Origin of the sequence: Paenibacillus macerans (assembly GCF_900454495.1) — a bacterium.
Classification (GTDB): domain Bacteria; phylum Bacillota; class Bacilli; order Paenibacillales; family Paenibacillaceae; genus Fontibacillus; species Fontibacillus macerans.
The window spans coordinates 687,981-708,663 of the sequence record NZ_UGSI01000001.1; the positions used below are offsets into that span (position 1 = coordinate 687,981).

Sequence of the window (20,683 nt, forward strand, 5' to 3'; positions counted from 1 at the left end):
GGAGGAATTATCCGTGACATTTGGTCCAAGAATGCTCAAAACGGGCATTGCCGTAACGCTGGCTTTATATGCCGGCGTGCTGCTGAATCTGTCTTCCCCCGTCATCGCGGCGGTTGCGGCGATTTTTGCGATGCAGCCGACGATTTACCGTTCCTGGCGCTATTTGATCGACCAACTGCAAACGAATACGCTGGGCGCCGTTTTGGCGATGCTGGGCGGAATGCTGTTTTCCAATGAACCGATCGCCGTCGGATTAATCTGTGTTCTGGTCATCATGATCTGCTTGAAGCTCAAAATGGGGGATACGATAGGCTTGACGCTGGTTACGGTCGTATCGGTGATGGAAGCTTCAGGGCAGTGGGAGTTTGCGCTAAACCGTTTTGCGCTGAGTATGATCGGCATCCTGTCCGCGTTTATCATTAACATTCTTGTTCTCCCGCCCAAACCGAAGGTACAGTTCGAGCGGCAGGTCCGGGAGACGTTCGACCAGCTGTCGCTGCTGCTGCGGACGGCGATTTCCGACGAGATGAAGGAGACGGTGTTCCGCAGCGAAAAAAGAACGCTGGAGGATACGATAGGTTCGCTGTCGGACAAGTACAAGCTGATGGAAGAGGAGAAAAAGAAGCTGCGCAAGCCGAAGTTCAGCGACAATCGCCAACTCGTCGTCTACAAACAGATGCTCAGCGCCCTGCGCAAGGGCTTCGAGGTGCTGAATGCGGTGGACCAGCATTATTTTCAGGCGGTCCGTTCCCCGGAGCTGAACCGGGAATTCGATGAGCACTTGGAGAAGCTAACCAAGTTCCACGAGCATATCATGCTGAAATTCGATGACAAACTGAAGCCCAATTACGGGGAGGCCATGCAGTTCGAACAGGAAAACGACGCGTTTTTGCGGCGGATGCTGGACAGGTACGCGGCGGAGCGGACCGGGGTATTGCGGTTGTCGATCGTATCGGCGGAAATGTACGAATACGGCCATCAGCTGGAGAGGCTGAACAGGCTGGCGGACCATGCCGGCGCGGCCGCGGGGGAGTAAGATTTCGGCGCATAACGCAGAAAAGTCCTGCCAAAGCGGCAGGACTTTCATGACGGAAAAAATAATACATAGATTGAAAATTAAGGGCAAAGTTGATACAATAAAAAACGGACTGCAAATAGAATGAAATAAAAATGTTCATCCTTTTAGATTATATCATGTATTTATTTGATTGTCAATAGTCTGAACGAAACCAAGGGAGCGATTGAATTGGACAATAAAGACCAGGCTTGGCTTGAAGAGCAGCGCCGCATAGAATATGTCGCCGATCAAATCGACGCCAGAATCCGCAAACTGGAGCGGGAGGTCGGTTCGGTTCGCGGGGATGTCGTTGCCATGCGCAAAGATTTTTGGGATGAAGTGACCGTCAATTTCAGCGAGGCCGATGATGTGGGGGAAACGTCCACGAGCTTGCGGCAGCAATCCCAGGTGCTCGCGGAGCGGGAAAAAAGCCACCTGCACGCTTCCACCATGCTCGGAAAAATGAAGCGGCTGAAAGAGTCGCCTTATTTCGGCCGCATCGATTTCGCCGAAGCAGGAGAAGCCGCGGCCGAGGCGATCTATTTGGGCATTGCCTCCCTGCTGGAAGACGGAGACGAGACATTTCTCGTTTACGATTGGCGGGCGCCGATCTCCAACCTGTATTATGACAGCGTGCCCGGGCCGGCTTCTTATGAAACCCCGTCGGGGACCATATCGGGCGAGATGAAGCTTAAACGGCAGTTCGTCATCCGCGGACGCGAACTGAGGCTTATGTTCGACACGGGCGTGACGATCGGGGACGAGCTGCTGCAGCAGGTGCTTGGGCGCAGCTCCGACGCGCAGATGAAAAGCATCGTGGCCACGATCCAGCGGGAGCAGAACCGCATCATCCGCAACGATCGCAGCCGGATGCTGATCGTGCAGGGAGCCGCGGGCAGCGGCAAAACGTCGGCGGCCTTGCAGCGCGTCGCTTATTTGCTGTATAAGCACCGCGACGTGCTGCAGGCGGATCAGATGATTTTGTTTTCTCCAAATCCGATGTTTAACAGCTATGTATCGACGGTACTGCCCGAGCTTGGGGAAGAGAACATGCAGCAAACGACGTTCCAGGAATACCTCGAGCACCGGCTGGGCCGGGATTTCCAGCTTGAGGATCCGTTCGTCCAGATCGAATATGTCTTGTCCGCGAGGGAAGACGAGGCTTATCAAGCGCGGATCGACGCCATCCGCTTCAAATCGTCCGTTCAATACCTGGAGGCGATTGCCCGCTACAAAGAGCTGCTGGAGAAGAAGGCGATGAAGTTCAAGCCGCTGCGGTTTCAAGGGCGCGAGGTGATCGGCGCGGAGGCGATCGCCGCGCAATTTTACGGTTACGATCCGGCGATCCGGCTCGGCAACCGCTGCGAACTGCTGAAGGAGTGGCTGCTTAAAGAACTGGCCGCTTTCGGCAAAAACGAGCTGAACCAGCCGTGGGTCGAGGAGCAGATTCAACTTCTCGACACCGAGGATTACCAGCGCGCTTACCAGCGGATGCGCCGCAAAAATCAGGGGAAGGGAGATTCCTTCAGCGACTACGAGGACGAAAAAACGATCTTGGCCAAAATGGTCGTGAGCGACCGGCTCAAGCCGCTGCGGAAATGGGTGAAATCGCTGCGCTTCGTCGATGTGACCCGGCTGTACACGCAGCTGTTCAGCGACGTTTCCTTGTTCCGCGAAGTGCATCCGGGAGCTTTGCCGGAGCGCTGGGATGAGATTTGTTCCCAGACGCTGCGGAAAATCGCCGAAGGGGAGCTGTTTTACGAGGACATCACGCCGCTATTGTATCTGAAGGAGCTGCTCCTGGGCTTCAGATCCAATACGTCCATCCGCCATGTCATCATCGACGAGGCCCAGGATTATTCGGCATTTCAGCTGTTTTTCCTGAAGCGGCTGTTCCCGCGGGCCAAGATCACGGCTTTGGGCGATTTCAACCAGGCGATCTACGCGCACGGCTCCGTGCTGCAGGAATCCGGCCTTTTGGTGGACCTGTACGGTCCAGAGGAAACCGAGGTCATTTCGCTGACGCGCAGCTACCGTTCCACCAAGGAGATCGTCGAATTTACGCGGGGCATGGTTCCGGGCGGAGAGCACATCGTTCCATTTAACCGGAGCGGGGAGCGTCCGCGCGTAACGGTTCTGGACACCCGGGAAGGGCTGCTCCGGGCTATAGCGGAGGAATTGAAACGCCTGGCGGAAGAAGGATACGAGTCGGTGGCGGTCATTTGCAAAACGGCCGAGCAGAGCGCGGAGGTCCAGCGGGCGCTGGAGCCGCTGTTGCCCGCGCCGCCGAAGCTGGTGAAGAAGACGACGCTCGGTTTTGAAAAAGGGGTGCAGGTAATCCCCGCCTATTTGGCCAAAGGGGTCGAATTCGACGCCGTACTGATCTATGACGCGTCGGCGGGCCAGTATTCCCGGGAGAGCGAGCGGAAGCTGTTCTATACGGCCTGTACGCGGGCGATGCACCTTCTATATATCTACTCGCTTGGCGAGCCCAGCCCGTTTGTTACCGGCCAGGACGCCGCCCTTTACGTGAGCGAGCGGCAGCCTGTCTGAAGCGGGATAAAGCGGTTTTTCGAAAGCGGGATAGCGATAATGAGAATCAAACGGACAACCCATCTATTTAAGTTGAAAATATGGAATCGACGGGGAAGGCTGCCTCTTTCCGTTCGATCAGTAGTTCAGCTTTTATAGATTTTGGTTGTCCGTTTTTTGTACGCGAATTCATAGTTCTGTAACAATAGATTGCAAATAAAATCTTGCGCGCGGAAACAAAACGGATACAATATAATGGTAACGTGAACATTTAAGGGTTGAGATGACCATATTGCCGGCAATTATGTGATTTTTTTCTCACCTCACCTGCGCGCAGTTGTTTTTTTTGAATCAAATTGTTCACGTTAACAATATTTAATGGGAGGATACGGATGTGGTAAAGAAATTTATGGACGAGAACTTTCTTCTCTCCACCGAAACAGCCGTACGGTTATACCACGATTGGGCCAAGGACATGCCGATTATCGATTACCATTGCCACTTGAGTCCCCAGGAAATTTATGAGAACAAACAGTTTGCCAACATTACCGAGGCCTGGCTTTATGGCGACCATTACAAATGGAGGGTAATGCGCGCAAACGGCGTGGACGAAGAGTGTATCACCGGCGCGGCCAGCGATTACGATAAGTTTTTGGCCTGGGCCCGCACCGTGCCGACCTTGATCGGCAACCCTTTGTATCATTGGACGCATCTGGAGCTGCAGCGCTTTTTCGGGGTATACGAGCTGCTGAGTGAAGAGACGGCTCCGCTGATTTGGGAGAAAGTAAACCGTCAACTGCAAGGCGAAGGGTTCGGCGCTCGGGACTTCATTACGAAATCGAAGGTGGCTGTCGTCTGCACCACGGACGATCCGGCGGATTCGCTGGAATACCATTTCAAGATCCGCGAGCTTGCCGGTTTTGAAACCGCTGTACTGCCAAGTTTCCGTCCGGATAAAGCGCTGGAGATCAAACGCGCGACGTTCCTCCCGTGGATCGAAAAGCTGTCCGGCGTAAGCGGAGAAACCATCGCCGATTACGACCAGTTGCTTAAAGCGCTGGAAGCGCGTATCCGCTTCTTTCATTCGGCCGGGGGCCGGGTATCCGACCACGCGATCGATGTGCTTGCGTATAAGGATGCGACGCGCGGAGAAGCCGCCGCTATATTTGCCAAGGCGCTCCGCGGGGAAGAGGTTACGGCCGAAGAGGAAGCGATGTACAAATCGCACACCCTCCGCTATATGAGCAAGCTTTATGCGGAGCTCGGCTGGGCGATGCAGCTGCACATTCACGCCCTGCGCAACAATAATACGAGGATGTTTAACCGTCTGGGACCGGATACGGGATACGATTCCATCAATGACGGGGCGATTGCCAAGCCGCTCGCGGCGTTGCTCGACGGACTCGAGCGCGAAGGCGCGCTTCCCAAGACGATTCTTTATTCTCTGAATCCGAACGATTACCCGGTTCTCGCCAGTGTGATGGGGAGCTTCCAGGAATCCGGCGTTCCCGGTAAAATGCAGTTTGGAACAGCATGGTGGTTCAACGATCATATCGACGGAATGACCGAGCAGATGAAGACGCTGGCGAATTTGGGCGTATTGTCCGCCTTTGTCGGAATGCTTACAGACTCGCGCAGTTTTCTGTCGTATACTCGGCATGAGTACTTCCGCAGATTGCTGTGCGCGGTGCTCGGAAACTGGGTGGAGCAGGGAGAAGCGCCGGATGATATGAAGCTGCTCGGCAAAATGGTGCAAAATATTTGCTATGAAAACGCCAAACGCTATTTTGCTTTTCCGGCCATGGCGACGTTCCCGGGTTAAGGGCGGCGGTTCGAAGCCTTTTGCCGCTATCTTTTGCCCTAATGTGAATACCGCAAAAGAGGGCAAAAGGCTGCGAATAAGCCGCTTTAACCGGAAAATACCGCCCGCTGCAAATTTACAAGTGAATATTTTCACATTTATTTTCACACAAATAGAAAGAAGGATAGCATATGGGAGTGGCTGTTGCTGAACAAGCGGAAACCCTGAACAACACGGGGAGCCCTAATCGGGGTATTGGATTAAAAGAGAAGATTTCCTACGGTTTGGGCGACTTTGGAAACGGATTCATGTTTGACCTTGGACAATTGTATTTGTTGAAATACTTTACCGACGTCGCGGGGATTTCCTCGCAAGCGGCGGCGGGCATCTTTCTGGTGAGCAAATTATTTGCCGCTTTTGTCGATCCGATCGTCGGCTCTTCCATCGATTACCGCAAAAAAATCGGCCCCCGGGGCAAATTCAGACCGTTTTTGCTGTACGGTAGCTTCGTGCTCGCCGTGCTGACGGTTCTGACGTTTATTAGCCCGGGACTTTCTTCCGGCGGCAATTTGATTTACGCTTACGCCTCTTATATGATCTGGGGCATCGGCTATTCTTTCGTAAATATTCCTTACGGTTCTTTGGGGGCGGCCATTACGCAGGACACCAAAGAACGGGCGTCGCTGTCTTCCTTCCGGCAGGCCGGCTCGCTGGGCGCGTTGTTTGTGACGAGCGTTGTCGTCATGCCGCTGATCGTCCGCTTCCCGAACGAAAAAATCGGGTATCCGGTCGTGATGGGACTGATGTCCGTCATCGGAGTCATTGCCTTCTTCTTTTGCTACCGCGGAACCAAGGAGCGGATCGTAAAGCAGGCGGCTCCGCAGGAAAAACTGACCTTCATGACGATCGTCCGCACCTTCATCTCCAATAAACCGCTGCTGGTTTTGGTGCTGATGACGATTTTTACGATTTCCGCCTACAACTTGAAATCGGCGATGCTGGTGTATTTCGCGGAATATAACCTGGGCAATGTGGAACTCATGGCTTATATGAACTTCATCATCATCGGTTCTTCTTTTATCGGCGTGCTTTTCCTGCCTAAGCTGGTCGCTAAATTCGGCAAGAAGAAAACGGCTTTGATCGGGATGGCCGTCAGCGTTGCCGCCGATCTGCTGAACTTCTTTATGCCGTCCAATGTGGTGGTTTTTACGGTGCTCGCAAGCATAGCTTTTATCGGCATCAGCATTCCGAACGGCGTAACCTGGGCCTTCGTCTCCGACATTATCGATTACGGGGAATGGGTGTCCGGCGAACGCAAAGAGGGAACGACCTACTCGCTGTTTAACTTCTCGCGGAAGCTGGCGCAGTCGCTGTCCGGATTCCTTTCCGGGATCGGTCTCTGGCTGGTGGGGTATGTCCCCAATGTGGCCCAGAAGGCGGGCACTTTAGTCGGCATCAAGGGACTGCTGCTGCTCTATCCGGCGGTGGCTTTAACGCTGGCGGCGCTGGTCATCGGTTACATGTATAAACTGACGGACAAAAAACACGAGCAGATCGTACAGGAGCTGCAAGCGGCCGGCAAATAAGAAAAATGTGTGAATGTGTTCCCCAAGTCTTATGAGGCGTTTATCTGCTTGCCCGGATTATGCTATTGTTAAAAGAAAATACGGCAAGTACAGGATGCTTGATAAGAGAGGGCTCATTCGTATGACAGTAACGATTAAAGATCTCGCCAAGCTGGCGAACGTATCCCATACAACGGTATCCCGGGCTTTGAACAACAGCCCGTTCATCAAGGAAGAAACGAAACGTAAAATAATGGAACTCGCGGCGCAAATGAACTATACGCCAAACGTCAACGCCAAAAGCCTGGTGATGCAGAGGTCGTACACGATCGGCCTGTTTTTTACCAGTTTAAAAAGAGGGACCTCCTCGAGCTTTTTTGCCGACGCGATGAGCGGCGTCAATCAGGTGATCGATGTCGAATACAATTTGTTTACGCGCGGCATCGAAGATTACGCGGATTATGCCTCGATCCACCGCAAACGGTTTGACGGCATTATCGTGATGAGTCAAAGCGAGTCGGACAACGCGTTTATTTACCATGTGCTGCAGCAGGAGATTCCGCTCGTGGTCCTGAACCGCCAAGTGGCGGATTCGCGGATTATCAATATTTTGTCGGATGACAAGGAAGGGGCGTACGCGGCGGGAAAACATCTGATCGCCGCAGGCCATACGCGCATCGCCATGATCGAAGGAGTCGAGGGATTCAAGTCGACGCAGCAAAGAAGGGAAGGACTGCTGAATGCGCTGATCGACAGCGGCATTCCGATCGTCGGCGATTATTTTGTGCATGGGCGTTATGATATGGAAAGCGGGTTCCAGGCCATGCTGGATTTGCTTAAGCTCGAGCAGCCTCCCACCGCCGTGTTCTGCGCCAATGACGATATGGCGATCGGGGCGATGAAAGCCGCGTTTGAGCGGGGAAAAAGAGTGCCGGAGGACATCTCGGTGATCGGCTTTGACGATATTGAGTTTGCGCAGTTCACCACGCCGTCGCTGACCACCATTAAACGGCCGATCGAAGAGATCAGCGCCGAGGGCGCGCGTAAGCTGCTTCGGCTGATCGACGATCCGTCGGCCGCGGGAGAGACGCTGTTCCTGAAGACGGAGCTGATGCGGCGGAATTCCACCGCTAAGCCGGCTGGGCTGGAGGCGATTTAACTTTAGGTTGGACCGGTTGCTTAGCTGTAACCGGTCGTCCAATCGCCGGTCTATTTTAACGTGTGCATAATTTGTGAACATATTGATGATTCGATTGATTTACTTTAATAGTTTGTTAATATGTTAACGTGTGCAATTATGAATCAATATATATTCGAATGATCTTATAGTCTGATGCGATGGAGGAGTTTTAAGATGAATCGATTAACGCAAGCTATGGCGCCGGGGCGCGCTGTTCGTCCGGCGAAAGTGCTGCAGTTTGGGGAAGGCAACTTTTTGCGGGCTTTTGTCGATTGGCAGATCGATATCATGAACAAGAAAACCGGTTTTAACGGAAACGTAGTAATCGTCCAACCTCTGCCGGCCGGGCTGGCCGAGGCGCTGAACGAGCAGGACGGACTTTATACCGTTTATCTGGAAGGGATGAAGGAGGGACGCCCTGTCCGGGAGCATTCATTGATCGAGTCGGTGGCCCGGGGCATCAATCCCTACAGCGAATACGAGGCTTATGCCAAACTGGCGGAAAATCCCGATCTGCGCTTTATTATCTCCAATACGACGGAGGCGGGGATCGCTTTTGCCCCGGCGGACCGGCTGGAGGATCAGCCGCAATCCAGCTATCCCGGCAAATTGACCGCGTTGTTGCACCGCCGTTACCAATACTTTGGCGGCGACCGGTCCAAAGGCTTCATTATCATTCCTTGCGAACTTATCGACCGCAACGGCGATGAGCTGAAAGCGATCGTGCTGAAGTATGCCGAACTTTGGAACCTGGGCGCCGATTTTGTAAACTGGCTGCATGAAGCCAACACGTTTTGCTGCAGCCTGGTCGACCGGATTGTGCCGGGGTATCCGAAGGAACGGATCGGGGAAATTACGGAAGAGCTGGGGTATGAGGACCGGTTTGTCGTTGTGGGGGAGCAGTTCCATCTGTGGGTGATCGAGGGGCCGCAATGGATCAAGGAGGAATTTCCGGCGGAGCTTGCGGGACTGCAAGTGCTGGTGGTGGACGATATGACTCCGTACCGGACCCGCAAAGTGAGAATACTGAACGGGGCGCATACCGCCTTAACCCCGGTGGCTTACCTTTACGGGCTAGACACGGTGGGCGAAAGCGTCGATCACCCGGTCGTCGGAAAATTCGTAGAGTCGCTGATTTATGACGAAATCATTCCCACCCTGGAGCTGCCGAAGGAGGAACTGCAGTCGTTCGCGGCGGCGGTGCTTGAACGGTTCCGCAATCCTTTTGTCCGCCATTACTTAATGAGCATTGCGCTGAATTCCGTGTCCAAATTCAAAACCCGGGACCTGCCGACATTGCTAACCTATTCCAAAGAGCAGGGGAAATTGCCAAGGAAGCTTACGTTTGCGTTCGCCGCGCTGCTGGCGTTCTACAAAGGAAAACGCGGCGGGGAGCCGATCGAGCTTGCGGACGACCGGGATGTGCTGGATCAATTTGCCGCATTGTGGCGGGTTTGCGACGGTTCCCGTGAAGCCGTCCGGCGTCTTGTGGCCGAGGTTCTTGCCTCGAAGGAACGCTGGGGCATGGATTTGAACGAGGTGAACGGGCTGGCCGGCCAATTGGCGGAAGATTTATATCATATCGAATCGGCAGGTATGGTACGGGCGCTGGAAGATTTGCTTGGGGCATCCGCCGGTGCCGAGCAATGACCGGGAGGGGCTGCGAATGAAAGAGTATATCCGGATTCACGAACGAGACAATGTGGCCGTTGCGCTTCGGGATTACACCCCCGGCGAAACGCTCAGCGTCGACGGGCGCGACATCGAATTGACGGAAGCGATCGGACGGGGGCATAAGGTTGCGCTCACCCCGATTTTTAACGGCGAAAATGTGATCAAATACGGCTATCCGATCGGCCATGCCACACGGGACATCGCCCCCGGCAGCCACGTGCATACGCATAATACGAAAACGAACTTGACGGGCGTGGAGGATTACAGATACACTCCAAAAATCGCGCCCAATCCGTATTCCTTCGAGAATCGAAGCTTTGAGGGGTACAAACGAAAGGACGGCAGCGTAGGCATCCGCAATGAGCTGTGGATCGTGCCGACCGTGGGGTGCGTGAACGGGGTGGCCGACCTGATATTGTCCGCTTTTATCCAGGAAGTCGGCTCGACCCTGCCGTTTGAGAACGCGCTTGTTCTGAAGCACAATTACGGCTGCTCTCAACTTGGCGACGACCATGTCCATACCCGGACGATGCTGGCCGACGCCGTAAAACATCCGAATGCCGGGGGCGTGCTGGTCCTGGGATTAGGCTGCGAAAACAACACGATGAGCGAATTTAAAGAGGCTTTGGGCGATTACGACGCTTCCCGGGTAAAATTTCTTGTCTCGCAAGAAGTGTCCGACGAGGTTGGCGAAGGAGTACGGCTGCTTAAAGAGATTTATGAGGCCGCGCGCGAAGACCGCCGGGAGACCGTTCCGCTGTCCGCGCTTAACATCGGGCTGAAATGCGGGGGTTCCGATGGGCTGTCGGGGATTACGGCCAATCCGCTGCTGGGGCGCCTTTCGGATTATATGGCGGCCCAGGGCGGGACGACGGTGCTGACGGAGGTGCCGGAAATGTTCGGGGCCGAAACGATTTTGATGGAACGCGCCAAGGATGAAGAGGTATTCGGCAAAATCGTGGAACTGATTAATGACTTCAAGCAATATTTTCTCGATTACAAGCAGCCGGTTTACGAAAATCCTTCGCCGGGCAACAAAGCGGGAGGCATTACGACGCTGGAGGATAAATCGCTGGGCTGTACGCAGAAGTCGGGAATTTCTCCGGTCAATGACGTTCTTCGGTACGGCGAACGCCTGAAAACGAAAGGCCTCAATTTACTAAGCGCGCCCGGCAACGACTTGGTTGCGGCTTCGGCGCTGGCGGCTGCGGGATGCCAGCTGGTTCTGTTCACGACCGGCCGCGGCACCCCGTTCGGCACATTTGTGCCGACGGTAAAAGTATCGACCAATTCGGCATTGTATCGCGAAAAACCGCATTGGATCGATTACAATGCCGGCGTTCTGGTTGAGGAAGGGGATCCGGATCGGGTGCTGGACGAATTTCTCGGCTTCATTATCGATATCGCCAGCGGCAGGTTGGTTAATAACGAGAAAAACGGATTTCGGGAGATTGCCATTTTCAAAAACGGAGTAACCCTTTAGCAGGTATAATTTCGCCGTAAATTAATACACTAACCGGGTCGGTTATATACGTTATACGGAAGGACGGCGGATGACCTTATGGTTAGCAAAAAAGGCGATTTGATTGCGTTGGCTTCGATACCGCTCATCATGACGCTGGGAAATTCCATGCTGATCCCGATTTTACCGGAAATTGCCCGTGCGCTCCGCGTCACTTCGTTTCAGGTCAGCATGCTGATTACGGTGTATGCGGTTGTCGCGATTTTGTTGATCCCCGTGGCCGGTTATCTGTCGGATAAATTCGGCCGCAAAGCGATCATCATTCCCAGCCTGATCCTTGCCGGGATCGGCGGCGCCGTGTCGGGCGTTGCCGATTGGTTTGCCGATGGCATCGCCGTGTATTGGCTGATTTTGGCCGGGCGTTTTTTGCAGGGAATCGGAGCCGCGGGGGCCTTTCCGATCGTGCTGCCGCTCGTCGGCGACCTGTTCGAAGACGAGGAGGAGGTTAGCCATAACCTCGGCGTCATCGAAACGTCAAATACGTTCGGCAAGGTGCTCAGCCCGATTCTTGGCGCGCTTTTGGGCGCTTGGATGTGGTACGTGCCGCTGCTGGCGATACCGGTGCTTTGCCTGATTTCGCTGCTGCTCGTCCTGTTTTCGGTCAAGGAACCGAAGGAAAGGGACAACGCGAAGCCGCTGCCCGAGTTTTTGCGCGCGGTCAAGGAAGTACTCAAGCTGAAGGGGCGGTGGCTGTTTGCCATTTTCGCCATCGGCGGTATCTGCATGTTTTTGCTGTTCGGCGTCCTTTTTTACTTGTCGGAGCAGTTGGAAGTCAAGCACGGGTTGAACGGCGTAATCAAAGGTCTGGTGCTGGCCGTTCCGCTGGCCGCTTTATGCCTCGCCTCGTATTTGACCGGGAAAAAGATCGGGAAAAACAAAATCCTCATGAAGTGGCTGGGAGTGGCGGGGCTGGTGCTCGCTACAGGGGCCCTCTTCGGCATCGGATTTTTCAATAACATTTATTTCGTCATCGCTTGTCTGATCGTTTGCGGCACGGGGATCGGCATGGTGCTCCCCAGCCAGGACGCGCTGATTACCGAAGGCATAGACAAAGAAATGCGCGGCACAATCACTTCCCTCTACAGCAGCATGCGTTTTATCGGGGTGTCGGCCGGGCCGCCGGTGATGTCGCTGCTGATGAAGCGGGGGCATATGACGATGTTTTTTGCCATCGCGGGGGTGGCTTTGGCGGGGATGCTGCTGCTTCTGCTGATGGTTAAACCCCATTCGGGGCGCGGCGGAGTCTCCCGGTCCACGAAAGCGCCGCGGCCGCTGCATCAAGGTTAAACTCCATATGGTTCGCGCCTGGACAGCGGAGCGGAAATCGCCTCCGCTGTTCTATTGTGCGGGCTTTTTTGGTATGATTAAAAGCGAGTGTCATGAATGAATGGACAGGTATTACATAGGCGTTAGGGCCATTATTTTTTGGAGGGGAATCATATGAATGCAAAACAGGCGGCGGGGTACCGCGCGGCGGAGTGGGTTAAGGACGGGATGAAGGTAGGGCTTGGAACCGGCTCCACGGCCTACTACGCGATTGAGAAAATCGGCCAAATGGTCGCCGAGGGACTGCGCATCCGCGCTATCGCCACTTCCAACGCTTCGGAGGAGCTCGCCGTAAAATATAATATTCCGCTGCTTCAGGCCGGCGAAGTCGATCGTCTGGACATCGCCATCGACGGGGCGGACGAGGTTGACCCGGGGCTCTCGCTGATCAAAGGCGGCGGCGGCGCGCTGCTGCGCGAAAAGCTGGTCGCCATGAATAGCGAACGGTTTATCGTGATTGCCGACAGCGGGAAAATCGTGCCGCATCTGGGGCAATTCAAGCTGCCGATTGAAATTGTGCCGTTTTGCTATGAATGGACGCTGAAGCAACTCGAAAGACGCTACAGCGTTCCGTTTGAGACGCGGATGCGGGGAGCGGAGCGGTATGTCACCGACAACGGAAACTATATCGTAGACGCCGCGTTCGGCAAAATCGCAAACCCGGCCGTGCTGGCCGAGGAATTAAAAGCGATAACCGGCGTCGTGGATCACGGTTTATTCGTCGGAATTGCCGATACGGTTGTCGTCGGCTACGATGACGGGCATACGGAAATCAAGGAGGCCGCATGTTCAAACCAATAAATTCGCGGGTGGACGAGCCGCAAATCCGCGAGCTGCTGGAATACGCCGTCGTTTTGGAGCCCGATGCGCTGGAGGAGGCGCTAGCGCTGTACCGCTCCGGCGCCGGCCAATTGTACGGTTATGAGGACGAAGGCGAAGTCGTTGGGCTGATCGGTTTTCGGGTCAATGACTCACGCGTGCTGGAAATCATTCATCTCGTCGTGCGGCCCGAGAACCGGATGCAGGGGTATGGCCGGGGATTGGTGCTGCTGGCTTTGTCTCATGCCAATCCGGAAAGCATCGCCTCGGTCACGGACGAAGAGGGGGCCCAGTTTTTCCGCAGCATCGGCTTTCAAATTACCGGACTTGGCGGCGGCCCTTACGGCGAAGAGCGTTTCCGCTGCGTGTACAATGTGGACGAGGAGAATGAGGATTAATTCTCGGAGAGCAGTTATTTACGGTCTGTGTGGATCAACTGCAAAAGTGCATTCCATTTGAAGGAATTCACCTGCTTTGGGACGATTGAAATGCAAAAATGCATCTGTTTTGGCGCAGTTTGATAAAAAAGACTGTTTTAATCGAAAATGAACTGCAGTTTTGCATTTGATAAACTATTTCCGGGGCATTTGGGCGTTATCGAACTGCACTTTTGCATTTCGAGGAATTTGTCTTCAACGGGATTCCGGCAAATCTTTGCGGGCACAGAAATATAGGTTAGGATATTGAAGGACCGCCGGAGAAATCTGCTCTGGCGGTCTTTCTAATCCGGTGTTTTAGTTCAAAGCGTTTTAGTTCAAAGTGCTTCGTTTAATCAGGCTGCGCAGCGCCCACTTGCGTTCCTGCCGTTTTTTGTATTTCGGCAAGCTGCGGTAAACGGCGATGGATTCATTGAGCGCCTGTCTTGCTTCCTCCTTGCGTCCGAGCGACTGATAAAGGCCGGCGAGCAAATAGTAGGCTTCGCTGGAGGAGGACTGGATTTCCCCGAATTTGGCCGCGTACTCCAGCGCTTTTTGCGGGTCCTTGTCGCGAAAGGCGGAGGCGAGCTGAAGATAGGGCTGTCCGTATTTGACGCGATCATTTAGAGAAAGCGCGCGAAGCATTTGTTCTTCGCCTTCCTCAAGTTGCCCCAGCCCCAATGAAGCCGTACCCAGATCGCTCCAAAACTCGGCTGAGGTTTCCGAGGACGACTTGACATCCTCAAGCAGCCCGAAGGCTTCGCGATATCGTTTTCGTTCCAGCAGCAGACGGGCAAGCTCGCGTTTGGAAGAAACGTCAAAAGGGCTTAGCGCAAGCTGCTGCCGCAAACGGGAGATGCTGCGTAAACGTTTGAATGGCTTTGTTACGCTGGGGAAAATGCCGATAAACCGCCGGTCCAGGAAATAGAAAATGAGGAGCAAAATCACGATGGCGACAATCGGACTTCCGGTCAACCAGGTTAAGGCAAAAAACAGAATAAACTTGCTCATAAGCGTCCTCCAACAAATGAATTAATTCCCATTATAACATAGGGCGGGAGAGCGCGAAAAAGAACAAGCCGTCCGCACCGGACGGCTTGTTCTTTTTGAAATTACTGAAATCCGCGCATATGGCCGCCGGAAGCCGTCGAGGCGGAGCCGGAGCCGGATGCTCCGGACGCAGCGCTGCCAATGCCGCTGCCGGAAGCAGAGGAGATTCCGCTGCCGATGCCGGACGCCCCAGACATGCTGCCAATGCCGCTGCCGATCCCGGAAGCAGAGGAAATGCCGCTGCTGAAGCCTGAAGAACCGGAAATCGAATGGCTGATGCCGGAAGCGCCGAAGCTTCCTACGCTTCCCGGATTGTAGCCGGATGCTCCGATATGCTGAACGCCGTACGAGCTTTGCCCGATTCCGGCTTGGCCGAAGTTTGCGCCAGCGTTCATCGAGTGAATGCTGTTTTCCAACTGGCTGCAGATTTGGACTACGCGCTGATAGGACTGCACCGCCGTTTGATGGCCCTGAAGCGCGTTTTGGATCGATTGCGACGCTCTGCGCTCGCGCTGCGCCAGCTCTTCAAGCTGCATCGCATTATGCTGCTCCTGCTGCAGCATTTGCTGATACATCATCGTAGCTTGGCGCGTTTGCTGCTCCAATTGGCGCATCGTTTGCTCGATTTCGCGAAGCTGTTGACTTACATTACTGTACATAAAATGAGAATCCTCCTCTAAAAGATATAGGTTGGTGATTGAACCAAAGTTAGGTTGCCCTGGTCGTGCAGCGATATGCATACCGAGGCCGAATGGACGCAGTCCGCAAAAATTTGCAACTGTGCGGAAAGGAGAGTATGTTTGAAGCAGAGAAAGGAAAAAGGAGGGGAAAGTACATGCATCAACTAGTGCTTGTTAGACACGGTGAAAGCGAATGGAATAAATCCAATTTGTTTACCGGCTGGACCGATGTCGATCTATCTGAAAAAGGCGTTATGGAAGCGAAGGAAGCAGGGCAGCTGCTGAAACGGGAGAAATTCGAATTTGACATTGGGTTTACCTCTTATTTGAAACGTGCCATAAAAACATTGGACTATATCCTCGATGAAATGAACCTGCTCTGGATTCCGATCCACAAAACTTGGCACCTCAACGAGCGGCATTACGGCGCCCTTCAGGGCTTAAGCAAAGAGACGACCGCCCGCCAATATGGCGAGGAACAGGTGATGAAATGGCGGCGCAGCTATGATGTTCTCCCTCCGGCTCTCACCGCCGAAGATGAGCGAAATCCGCGCAATGACCCCAAATACCGCGACGTTCCAGAGCGATTCCTCCCGTTAACCGAAAGTTTGAAGGAGACGGGCATTCGGGTCGAGGACTACTGGGAAAAGGAAATCGTACCCCAAATTAAATCCGGTAAAAAAGTCATCATTGCGGCCCACGGCAACAGCTTGCGAGCGCTCATCAAATATTTGGAGAATATCAGCAACGAAGCGATCGTCGATGTCAATATTCCAACCGGAACACCGCTTGTTTATTCCCTTGACGAGCATTTAAAACCCGTCGAAAAACATTATCTCGGAAGCGAAGGCCGTACTTCGACCAAAATAGAAAAAGCGGCCAATCCCGACTGGATTCTTGAATAACAGCCTTGCCTTATCGTACTTAAAGGGTCCCGCCTTTAAGTACGATTTTTTTTATGGACCGATCACGAGAAGGGTGTAAAAATAGACTAGGCTGCCATTTTGCGCACGATCGGCTTTGAATAGGACATTTTCATTGATTTATTAGTCCAAATTCAATATTCGGCGATTTACATAAAATAAATTAGCTCTTGTTCGAAGGGAGGAGCACCCTATGAGACGTCATCATAAAAAGGTTATTGTTGTGATTCTCAAACCCGGGCAAACGGCAGTAGTTAAATGCGAAAAGCACAAAAAGCATCACTACTAGGAGTACCTTACTGTGGTGGGCCTTATAGTTGTTAGATAAGGTTCACCACTTCCAAAGGGCTGTTTGGTTGAAGTCAATACATAATTGAAAGCCGCTCGTACCTTGAGCGGTTTGTTTGTTTTGCCGGATAAAGCGCGGCTAACTGAAATGGGAGTTTATATGAATTGTAGGAAAATAGCGATTGGATTATAATTGAGGGAATATGAATTGGAGATGACTATATGATTTTAAGAAAAAGAATGATTTTACTCTTGATGTCTATTACGATGGGGTTTGGTTTCGCCGTATCTTTAGCTTCCGCCGCTAAGGTCAATGTAACCGTTCAGGTTGACGGGAAGACGGTCTCTTTTCCGGATGCCCAGCCATACTATGAAGATAACCGGGTGATGATCCCTTTACGGTTTGTCAGCGAGGCGCTTGGAGCGGAGGTAGGGTTTAAGAAAACCGTGTCCGGATCTATCATGAATCAGACGGTCATTACCTCTTTAGGGGACAAAAAGATGAGCATGAATATTAACAGCACGCAAGTTGTAGTCGGAGAAACCGTCGTAACATTGGATGTTCCCGCCCGGCTGCAGCATGAGCGCACTTACGTGCCGCTTCGGTTTGTTAGCGAAGCGCTCGGGGCAAAAGTCGATTGGGATCAAAGCAAGAAGCTTGTTAGCGTCAGTACCGGGAAAGAAGTGACCGATCCGGACCCTGTACCGGAAGGGAACAACAAATATAATGATGATTTTGCATGGGATGAAGGTTCTACAAAATTAGCTAAAACGCTGTTTACAGATAATATGAAAGTAACCAACGGCAAGCTGACTTTTACTTTGCCGAAGGAAGCGGCCGCCGTCTATTCAACGCCCAAAGGAGCTAAGACAAATTTGATCCCTGGAAAAACCTATACGTATCCGATTGGAGAGGGCCAAGGCTCCATATCCATATCTCAAGTTTACCCGGGCAGCGACAAGCAGGAGGCTTACGTTGTATTTCTCAATAGTAAAGACGACGAGGATCTGGGAAAGCTGTTCGGACGATACGATGACGCCATCGTTATTGTCGGCGGCAATAATTCCGGCGCCCCGCTTTCCGAAGTTCAAAAGTCGGCGCAGGAACTGAAATAAATAATTGCCCGTTCCGGTCAATTTTGAAATTTTGCGGCAACAAAAAGCGGAAAACTAAGATGTGAAATATGTCTTGGTTTTCCGCTACATGATTAAACTAATATTTTCTTTAGTTCATTAACTGCTTGTTAGTTTCAACTCCATAAACACATCTGCTCTTACATATGGCATTGGCCCGATTTGCTCGATTGGAACATGTTTGAACCCCACCGATTCATAAAGATGAACGGCGTTTGGCAGCTTGGTGCTACTGCCCAAAAAGAGAGATTCTGCGCCAAGATCTCGTGCACGGTTAATAGCGGCCTGGACTATCTTCCGTCCGTATCCGTGTCCTCTCGACTCGGGTTTCACGCTCATCTTCGAGAGCTCGAACACCCCAGCTCCGCTCGGCACAAGTGCAACGCAACCTACGATCGAATCTCCTGCACGCGCAATAAGTACATCCCCACCTATGTTTACGATGTTCTCTACCGGATTATCTAGGATAACTTGGTCCGCATCTTCGATGGCGAAGACGCGGGTGATCCATTCTTCGTTAAGTGTTTTGAATGCACGAGCTTCATCGGGAGTCTTCAGTGAAGTGATTGTAAGCACTGGTTCAAACATGATAGTTTCCTCCTCTTGTATAGTTATTACCACTGTAGAAAAAAGCGAACGATTGATCAATGTCGATATTTATATTATTGGCATTGATAATATCTATGATCGAATGTAGGCAACGACGATATTTGCGGATTTAGTCATCAATTCAATTGAAAACAAGTAGAGATTGAAGAACGCTTCTGGTACAATATCCTCATAAAGTTGAAGGAGCGGAACTTATGGAAAATGATTTAACTGAACTGTTGCGGTCCGTTATCAAAGAAGAATTGGCTCCAATGAATGAGCGCCTTGATAAGATTGAAGCTGAACAGAAAGAAATGAAACAGGACGTACAAGGAGTCAAACAGGACGTACAAGGAATCAAACAGGAAGTTCAAGGAATGAAACAGGACGTTCAAGGAGTCAAACAGGAAGTTCAAGGAATGAAACAGGAAGTTCAAGGAATGAAACTGGAAGTTCAAGGAGTCAAACAGGACGTTCAAGGAATCACACAAGACATTCAAAAAATCAATCAGGACATTCGAGAAATCAAAGAGGATCAACATTTAATTAAACGTGCAGTGTTGGACACCAACGAACGAGTGATGAAAATGGAATCCGTCCTGGAGAACCAGCATAAAATCATTGAACTGCTCTCTACTCGCTCTATCCAGCAGGAAGCAGAACTGAAAAGAATCAAGTAAATCAATCCGATGCGGCGGCAGCGGATTTTCTTTTTTACTGGTGATTTCTTCCGGCTGGAATTAGTGAAAGCGCGATCCGAAGAAGGATGAACTCTTCGTTTGTAAGATTGAAAAGAGGCCAATATTGAACTTGGAATTCTCTCTGCATATTAATGACTGGTGGAGTTGACGCTGAAAACCGGGTTTATCGTTTTTTATGGGAAGAGGGACGGCCCGCTGGGATCAACTGCAAAAGCTTTTGCATTTCGTGGGATATCCCCTCTTCCTAGTAGCCCGTACGTGAAAACCAACTCAACACAAACTAGAACTAGTCCTAAAATTTGGAATTTAATTGCCGATAATTAACATATATCCGTATTGGGGGAGTGATGTTTTTTGATGATTAGGAGAAAGTGTATTTCTGGATTGATGGTTGTCTTTTATCTGTTGTTTTCCATTGTGACACCCGTCTCAGCAGAGGGTTCTAAAAGTTCATCCTTAGCGTTTTCGATTCCAGCAAATACTTTTTGTGATCAGTCACATACCTTAGAGCTATCACTGAACATAACAAATCTAAACCGTTCAAGCTCTAGCGTAAAATTAGAGCTAAACCGTTACGATGGAAGTTCATTTGCGGAGGCAGGCTCCTCATATAATGGAGTTTCTTCCAGCCTTGTTCCAGGTGTGGATGTAACTTTATCCCCACTTGAAACAGCGACCTATCACGTCTCTTTTGGGGGTAAATTATCGAATTGCGAGGACAGACCTTTTTCCGGTGCATTTGTTGCTGGGGGTGACGATGCAACGTTCGTTGCATCAGGGTTTGTATTTGGTTCGCTTGGGAGTGTTCCGATCATAATCAATAATGGATCTCCGTGGCAGTACGATGGGGGCGATGGTGAAAATGGCGATACTCCTATAAACAATCCGATAAATACTCCTATTGATGTTTGCAGTGTAGAAAATAACGATTCATTAATCCATGCAATGACTTCGAATAGCGATCAGTATGGGGTTGCTGCGGCAAGCAGCTATGACACATATTATGATACGCAGCCGTTCCATGCTTTCGACAACAGTTGTTTTCCTTGGGAATCCGCAAATGGTGAAAAGTCAGGTTGGATTCAATACGAGTTTTTTGATGCAAAAGTAGTTAATAAATACTCGATTCGTATGAAACAAAATGATCCAAATCACGGCTTTGTACAATCACCGAACTCTTGGTTTTTTGAAGCATATGATGGTCAAGAATGGGTAGTGTTAGATACTCAGAGCAATGTTACGGACTGGAACCCGGATATCACCAAAGAGTTTTCGTTCCAGAACGCAACCCCGTATAATAAATATAGACTTAGAATAACCGCCAATAATGGAGGGAACTTGGTTAATATAAGCGAAATTGGCATGATGGGTTATTAGTATACATTTAAAAGCACCTTCGGGTGCTTTTTCTTTTGAGAAAGGCCCCG

The 20,683-nt window shown here is 51.7% G+C and carries 17 protein-coding genes; 14 read left to right on the forward strand and 3 right to left on the reverse strand.

Annotated elements, in window-relative coordinates; all coding sequences use genetic code 11:
* The first annotated feature begins 13 nt into the window (after positions 1 to 13).
* From DYE26_RS03175 to DYE26_RS03220, 10 genes are all read left to right on the forward strand, one after another.
* Positions 14 to 1,036, forward strand: coding sequence for an FUSC family protein (locus tag DYE26_RS03175; protein WP_036622133.1), 1,023 nt, complete (start codon positions 14 to 16; stop codon positions 1,034 to 1,036).
* A 210-nt stretch (positions 1,037 to 1,246) separates the two neighbouring features.
* Positions 1,247 to 3,610, forward strand: a complete 2,364-nt coding sequence (gene helD, locus DYE26_RS03180) for an RNA polymerase recycling motor HelD (RefSeq protein WP_036622135.1) — start codon at positions 1,247 to 1,249, stop codon at positions 3,608 to 3,610.
* Positions 3,611 to 3,983: 373 nt separating this feature from the next.
* Positions 3,984 to 5,411 carry a glucuronate isomerase gene (gene uxaC / locus DYE26_RS03185; RefSeq protein ID WP_172531691.1) on the forward strand — a complete coding sequence of 476 codons (1,428 nt, stop codon included), beginning with the start codon at positions 3,984 to 3,986 and terminating at the stop codon, positions 5,409 to 5,411.
* Positions 5,412 to 5,581: 170 nt separating this feature from the next.
* Positions 5,582 to 6,976: an MFS transporter gene (locus DYE26_RS03190; RefSeq protein ID WP_036622136.1), complete on the forward strand. Its 1,395-nt coding sequence runs from the start codon at positions 5,582 to 5,584 to the stop codon at positions 6,974 to 6,976.
* Between the two features lie 121 nt (positions 6,977 to 7,097).
* On the forward strand, positions 7,098 to 8,114 hold the full coding sequence (locus tag DYE26_RS03195; protein WP_036622137.1) for a LacI family DNA-binding transcriptional regulator: 1,017 nt from the start codon (positions 7,098 to 7,100) through the stop codon (positions 8,112 to 8,114).
* 195 nt (positions 8,115 to 8,309) lie between these two features.
* Positions 8,310 to 9,785, forward strand: coding sequence for a tagaturonate reductase (locus DYE26_RS03200; protein ID WP_082207742.1), 1,476 nt, complete (start codon positions 8,310 to 8,312; stop codon positions 9,783 to 9,785).
* 16 nt (positions 9,786 to 9,801) lie between these two features.
* Entirely contained in the window at positions 9,802 to 11,292 is a 1,491-nt protein-coding gene (locus DYE26_RS03205; RefSeq protein ID WP_036622138.1) for a UxaA family hydrolase, read from the forward strand.
* Positions 11,293 to 11,370: 78 nt separating this feature from the next.
* Positions 11,371 to 12,618: a bacillibactin exporter BcbE gene (bcbE, locus tag DYE26_RS03210; protein WP_036622140.1), complete on the forward strand. Its 1,248-nt coding sequence runs from the start codon at positions 11,371 to 11,373 to the stop codon at positions 12,616 to 12,618.
* Between the two features lie 153 nt (positions 12,619 to 12,771).
* Positions 12,772 to 13,458 carry a ribose-5-phosphate isomerase RpiA gene (rpiA, locus tag DYE26_RS03215; protein WP_036622142.1) on the forward strand — a complete coding sequence of 229 codons (687 nt, stop codon included), beginning with the start codon at positions 12,772 to 12,774 and terminating at the stop codon, positions 13,456 to 13,458.
* Positions 13,443 to 13,874 carry a GNAT family N-acetyltransferase gene (locus DYE26_RS03220; protein ID WP_036622143.1) on the forward strand — a complete coding sequence of 144 codons (432 nt, stop codon included), beginning with the start codon at positions 13,443 to 13,445 and terminating at the stop codon, positions 13,872 to 13,874. The genes rpiA and DYE26_RS03220 overlap by 16 nt, the downstream gene beginning before the upstream one ends.
* 351 nt (positions 13,875 to 14,225) lie before the next feature.
* On the opposite strand, the gene DYE26_RS03225 is transcribed toward DYE26_RS03220, so the two are convergent.
* Positions 14,226 to 14,903 (reverse strand): tetratricopeptide repeat protein, encoded by a 678-nt coding sequence (locus DYE26_RS03225; RefSeq protein ID WP_036622145.1) that lies wholly within the window; start codon positions 14,901 to 14,903, stop codon positions 14,226 to 14,228.
* Between the two features lie 101 nt (positions 14,904 to 15,004).
* Positions 15,005 to 15,601: a hypothetical protein gene (locus DYE26_RS33720; protein WP_063836304.1), complete on the reverse strand. Its 597-nt coding sequence runs from the start codon at positions 15,599 to 15,601 to the stop codon at positions 15,005 to 15,007.
* 176 nt (positions 15,602 to 15,777) lie between these two features.
* Between DYE26_RS33720 and gpmA the strand changes: the two genes are divergently transcribed.
* Both gpmA and DYE26_RS03240 read left to right on the forward strand, forming a co-directional pair.
* Positions 15,778 to 16,527: a 2,3-diphosphoglycerate-dependent phosphoglycerate mutase gene (gene gpmA, locus DYE26_RS03235; protein ID WP_036622146.1), complete on the forward strand. Its 750-nt coding sequence runs from the start codon at positions 15,778 to 15,780 to the stop codon at positions 16,525 to 16,527.
* Positions 16,528 to 17,055: 528 nt separating this feature from the next.
* Positions 17,056 to 17,949: a copper amine oxidase N-terminal domain-containing protein gene (locus tag DYE26_RS03240; RefSeq protein WP_036622147.1), complete on the forward strand. Its 894-nt coding sequence runs from the start codon at positions 17,056 to 17,058 to the stop codon at positions 17,947 to 17,949.
* A 117-nt stretch (positions 17,950 to 18,066) separates the two neighbouring features.
* Here DYE26_RS03240 and DYE26_RS03245 read toward each other — a convergent pair whose 3' ends face one another.
* A complete protein-coding gene (locus DYE26_RS03245) occupies positions 18,067 to 18,555 on the reverse strand; it encodes a GNAT family N-acetyltransferase (RefSeq protein WP_036622148.1) in 489 nt (162 codons plus the stop codon).
* Positions 18,556 to 18,770: 215 nt separating this feature from the next.
* Between DYE26_RS03245 and DYE26_RS03250 the strand changes: the two genes are divergently transcribed.
* Complete coding sequence (locus tag DYE26_RS03250; protein ID WP_227872856.1) at positions 18,771 to 19,235, forward strand: hypothetical protein; 465 nt, start codon at positions 18,771 to 18,773, stop codon at positions 19,233 to 19,235.
* A gap of 375 nt (positions 19,236 to 19,610) precedes the next feature.
* Positions 19,611 to 20,633: a hypothetical protein gene (locus DYE26_RS03255; protein ID WP_124332702.1), complete on the forward strand. Its 1,023-nt coding sequence runs from the start codon at positions 19,611 to 19,613 to the stop codon at positions 20,631 to 20,633.
* Positions 20,634 to 20,683: the final 50 nt, after the last annotated feature.